Source organism: Kitasatospora sp. NPDC023118 (assembly GCF_055560875.1).
The window spans coordinates 6,510-11,535 of sequence record NZ_JBVHHW010000065.1; the positions used below are offsets into that span (position 1 = coordinate 6,510).

Annotated in this window: 3 protein-coding genes and 3 pseudogenes; all 6 read left to right on the forward strand. The window is 67.6% G+C overall.

From position 1 onward, the window contains the following. A pseudogene (locus ACZ3UD_RS37055) lies at positions 1-447 on the forward strand (hypothetical protein); the annotation flags it as partial. Between the two features lie 246 nt (positions 448-693). Next, a complete protein-coding gene (locus ACZ3UD_RS37060; protein WP_465598323.1) occupies positions 694-969 on the forward strand; it encodes a hypothetical protein in 276 nt (91 codons plus the stop codon). A gap of 57 nt (positions 970-1,026) precedes the next feature. Continuing rightward, positions 1,027-1,182, forward strand: a complete 156-nt coding sequence (locus ACZ3UD_RS37065) for a DUF7196 family protein (RefSeq protein ID WP_387630498.1) — start codon at positions 1,027-1,029, stop codon at positions 1,180-1,182. A gap of 467 nt (positions 1,183-1,649) precedes the next feature. Then, positions 1,650-2,203 (forward strand): annotated as a pseudogene (locus tag ACZ3UD_RS37070) (transposase family protein). Positions 2,204-2,299: 96 nt separating this feature from the next. Next, a pseudogene (locus tag ACZ3UD_RS37075) lies at positions 2,300-3,303 on the forward strand (IS5 family transposase). A gap of 435 nt (positions 3,304-3,738) precedes the next feature. Further along, complete coding sequence (locus ACZ3UD_RS37080) at positions 3,739-4,437, forward strand: SDR family oxidoreductase (protein ID WP_465598326.1); 699 nt, start codon at positions 3,739-3,741, stop codon at positions 4,435-4,437. Positions 4,438-5,026: the final 589 nt, after the last annotated feature.

A 5,026-nucleotide genomic window follows, 5' to 3' on the forward strand; every position in this document is an offset into this window, starting at 1 on the left:
ACCGGGTCGATCACCTTCCCCACTGCCGGACCGGTGTCGCTGACCGCCACCGTCACCGCGGCCGGCACCACCTGCACCTGCACCAACGTCGTCTCGCTCCCCGTCCCGATCACCGTCACCGTAGGCGGCCCCGCCGCGAGCCTGCAGGCGCTGCCGTCCTGCTGGCGGGGCCACTGGGAGCACGCGCTGCCGAACCCCTCGCACGGGCTGCCGTACACCGCCACACTGACGGCCCAGCTCACTCCCGCGGCCGCCGGCGTGACGGTGAACTTCCTCGTCGCCGGACAGCCGGTGGGCTCGGCGGTGACGGACGCGTCCGGGATCGCGACCCTCACCACCGACCTGAACCTGCTTCAGGTCCAGTCCGGCACCTTCACCGCGACCGCCACCGTCGGCGGCACGACGCTGCAGTCGACCGGCACCCTGCTGCCCTGCTGGCCGCAGTAGTGACCGGACCGGTCCTATCGGGCCCGGGACGTGGATCGCGGACCGGTACTGGTGGCCGGGCCAGGTGAGGCCTGACCTCATCGTCCGCAGATGAGCGGCCGACCTCGAAGGTCCGTCCCCCCGCCCTCGCACGGCGGGGGGACGGACGCGCTGGGGGCGTAGCGGCGAAGCCACCGTACCCGCCGCGCCGCCCGCAACCGTACTGCCGCGTCCCTGGTCAGTGGAGTTGTCCCGATGAGCTTGACCATGTTCCTTCTCACGCTCGGCGCCACCTGCCGCGTCACCCGTTTCCTGACCAAGGACACCCTCGCGGGCGGTCTCAGGATCTGGGTCGCCGATCGCTTCGGCGAGGAGTCCAAGGCCGCCTATCTGATCACCTGCAGCTGGTGTTCGAGCGTCTGGGTGTCCGCCGTCGCGGTCGGCTGTGCCGCGTGCCTGGAGGGCAGCCCGTGGTTCCGGATACCGGCGACCGCGCTCAGCGTCTCGTACCTGGCGGGTGTGGCCTCACGATGGCTGGACTGACCAACGCCCCCTCTCCAGAAGACCCGAACCCCAGCACCCGGAAAGGACACTGAACTCATGGCCTGCAACTGCGGCGGAGGATCACCGCAAACCGTCGTCTACCAGCTGAGCCTGCCTGACGGCACCGTTCGCCAGTACGTCACCTACCAGGAAGCCCTGGCCGCACAGCGCCGAGAAGGCGGCGCCGGAACGATCACCGTCGTCACCCGGTGACACGGGCGCCCGGCGTCGGGGCGGACCGAAGGCGGTCGGCGCTTCGACCGGCCGCCTTCCCCTTTCCGCACGAAGGGACGAGCAGCACCGTTGCCGTCCCGGCGCATCCGCGGGTCGGCCCGGATGACCACCCGGCTGCCGCCGCGCGGGGTGAGGCAGGACCATCCCTTCGGGCCTCGGCGATGCAGCCGTCCGGCAGCCGGTCGAGGGTCATTGCCCGGTGTGGGGGGAAGTGGCACTTCGCACTGCGCTCGTGTTCAGTGGTTGAGCCCCTGAACACGAGCGCGGCCGCCGCCGGGCGCACGCTGGTCGGGTCCCGGTTGCGGGAGTCAGTAGTTGTTGGGCGGCATGTTCGAACTGTTGAGGGCGACAGCGGTGCTGTTGACTCCGTCGGTACCGTCTAGATGACTGATGCCAAGGGCTCGCTGGCACGCATGACATGAAGCGAGGGAGTCCAAAGATCGGTTGTGACGCCTGATCTGGACTCCCTCGCGACCGCACTCTACGTGAAGACCGACGACCTGCTGAAGGAATCGCCGCATCTGGCGCCGTGGCGTCCCGAGATCGGCATCGAACCGCAGCTCAGCGATGCCGAACTGGTCACGCTGTCGGTGATGCAAGCACTGCTCGGCTTCGTCTCCGAGCGCCGCTGGATCCGCTACGCCCACTCCAACCTCCAGCACCTGTTCCCGTACCTTCCAGGGCAGTCCGGCTACAACCGGTGCCTGCGCAAGAGCGCGGACCTGATCGCCCGCGTCAACCGGCAACTGGCCACCGACACCAGCCTGTGGACCAATCCGTGCGGGCCGGATCACAGCTGTTCAAGCCGCTACGGCAGGTCATCGAGTCGGTCAATGACACCTTCAAGGGCCAGCTCGACCTCGAACGCCACCACGGCCGCACACCCGGCGGCGTCATGGTCCGCGTCCTCCAGCGGATCCTCGCGCTGACCGCCGCGATCTGGCACAACGACCACACAGGCCAGCCCGTCATGCGCTCGCTGACCGCCTACGACCACTAAACCCCTTGGCATCAGTCATCTAGGGCCTGTGTGATGTCGTGATCAATATTGCGGTTTCGTGCTTGCCCGGAAGCGGGTTCCGGTAGGACGTTGTGTGTGACACGTAGGCAACTCAGCGACGAGCAGTGGACGTTCATCGAGCCGTATTTGCCGATCGGCGAGTACGGCCCGTACCCCCAGAGGCTGCGGGATCAGTTCGAGGGGGTGATCTGGCGGTTCCGCTCCGGCGCCCAGTGGCGGGAGATGCCCTCCGAGTTCGGTCCCTGGCCGACGGTCTACGGTCGCTTTCGGGTCTGGAGGGACGCCGGTGTCTTCGAAGCCCTGCTGGAGGGGCTGATCGCGGAGGCCGTGAAGCGGGGTGAGGTGGACCTGTCCCTGGTCAGCGTGGACTCCACTACCGTGCGGGCACATCACGATGCCGCCGGCATGCACCTCGACTGCGACGCCATGACCGCCCTGGAGAAAGCCGCTGACGAGGCGGAGAAGGCCCGGCAAAAGGGGGCAGTCTGCAGGAACAAGGCGGGCAGGACGCCGCAGACGACCCGGAACGGGAAGAACACCGACGAATCCGGCGCCGGCGCAAGCTCCGGCTGAAAGCTGCCCTGCTTGGGCGCTCCAGGGGCGGACAGACCAGCAAGATCCATTGCGCCGGCGACCGAAAGTGTCGTCCGCTGGTGTTCGTACTGACCGAGGGGCAGGCCGCGAACAGCCCCCAGTTCATCCCCGTGCTGAAGAAGGTACGGGTCCGCGGGCCCGTCGGCCGCCCCCGCACCCGGCCCGACGCGGTCGCCGGGGACAAGGCCTACTCATTCCGCGGCAACCGCGCCCACCTGCGCGGTCGCCGTATCAAGGCGGTCATCCCGGAGAAGAAGGACCAGGCCGCCAACCGGAAGAAGAAGGGCAGCAAGGGCGGCCGGCCCGTCAGCCACGACCCCGAGCTCTAAAAGGAGCGGAACACCGTCGAGCGCCTGATCAACAAGCTGAAGGCCTGGCGAGGCATCGCCACCCGGTTCGACAAGACCCCCGAGAGCTACCTCGCCGGCCTGCACCTTCGCGCCTCGATGATCTGGATCGATGATCTCCTGCCGACCACTGGCTGATCACAACGTCACACAGGCCCTAGGACGTAACGACGCCGGTTCCTCTCGTACTCCTCTCCACCACGCTTGCCGGACCCGCGCCATCTGGCAGTACTGGCACGTCCCGACGTTGTCAGGGCCGCTCCCGCCCTCCCCGGCACCACCCGGATCAGGCTGCCCTCAGCTCCACCGCCCTGCTGCGACAGGGTCAGCGGCGAAGGTCTCCCACCTCCGCTCGAACCAACAGCGCCTCACGGCGCAAACTGGGCGTCAGTCAGATCACCCCCATGCCCCACAGTCCTATCAACGACTCAGCTGATCGGCATGACACTGCCTAACTCCTGATCCGCAGTCAGGAGCGGAGCCGTCGGAGAAAGCCGGGAGCGAGCGTCGAAGATCGCTGGGTATAGTGCAGGCGCTTTGCCCCGATGACCCCGTCGCCGAGGAGGCCGTCCTATGGAACCCGTCACGCTGATCACCGGTGGCTCGACCGGAATCGGCGCCGCCACCGCCCGCGCCCTGCTCAAGCAGGGCCACCGCGTGGCCGTCACCGGACGCGACGCGGGCAAGCTGGCTGCCTTCGCCACCACGGCGGGGGCGGGCGAGCGGCTGCTGATGATCACCGGCGACGCCAGCGAAGCGGATGACGTCGCCGCCGCCGTCCGCCACGTGCTGGACACCTGGGGCCAGCTGGACAACGTCATAGCCAACGCTGGTTTCTCCCTGCCCGGCAACCTGGAGACCCACGCCCCTGAGGACATGCGCGCCATGATCCTCACCAACGTCCTGGGCCCCGCCCTGCTGATCCAGGAGACCCTGCCCCACCTGAGGACATCCAAGGGCCGAATCGTGATCATCGGCTCGGTCGCCGGCGTCCGCCACACCCCCGGCAACCTCTACTCCGTCACCAAGTGGGCCGCCCACGCCCTCGCCGAGAACACCCGCCTCCTGGTCGGCCAGGACGGAGTCGGCGTCACCGTCGTCGCCCCCGGCATCGTGGACACCCCCTTCTGGCACACCCGCGGCGGAACCCCCGAGGCAGCCGCCACGATGACCGCCGAGCAGATCGCGGACACCATTGTGTTCGCCATCAACCAGCCCGCGGGCGTGGACATCAACCACATCACGGTGCGGCCGACGGGGCAGGTTGGCTGAGGTAGAGCTCCCAAGGGTCGTACGGGGAGGCGCCTTTGGCTCCGCCAAGCATGGTGTGGCGCGGGCCGGGGGCGCCTTCGGATCTGGGCCGCCACCCCGCGGCCTTCCTAAGCGCCGTTACCACCGTTGCCTTGATCATCTGACTTTGGACTTGAGGTCATCTCACAACGCAAGGGGACGGTAAGCCAGAGCCTGATCGACCACCTCTGCCGCTGTCGGATTCCGGCTCTTGGACCAGAAGATCAAGTCGCTCACATATCCGCTGGGACAGGCAAGGGCCCGGTGGGACAGGCAAGGGCCCGGTCAAGCGCCTCCAATATGCCGCTGGCCCGGCATCGTTGGCGTAGTCCCCGTCCATGATCTTCTGCACCATTGCGACGGCGGTTTCGGGTGCCATCACCGCCTCCTTCGAGAAGAAGTGGCAGCTTAGCGACTTACGTGATCGACCGGACAAACCCCTAACTTGCTCTTTAACCTTTTCGGCGGGGTCGAGGGGTGCTGGCCTGGGGTTTCTTCTTCGTTGATGGCTTCGCGGTGTCTGGTTTGCCGACCGTGTGGACGTCATGGCGAGGGGTCGGTTGGGAGTTCT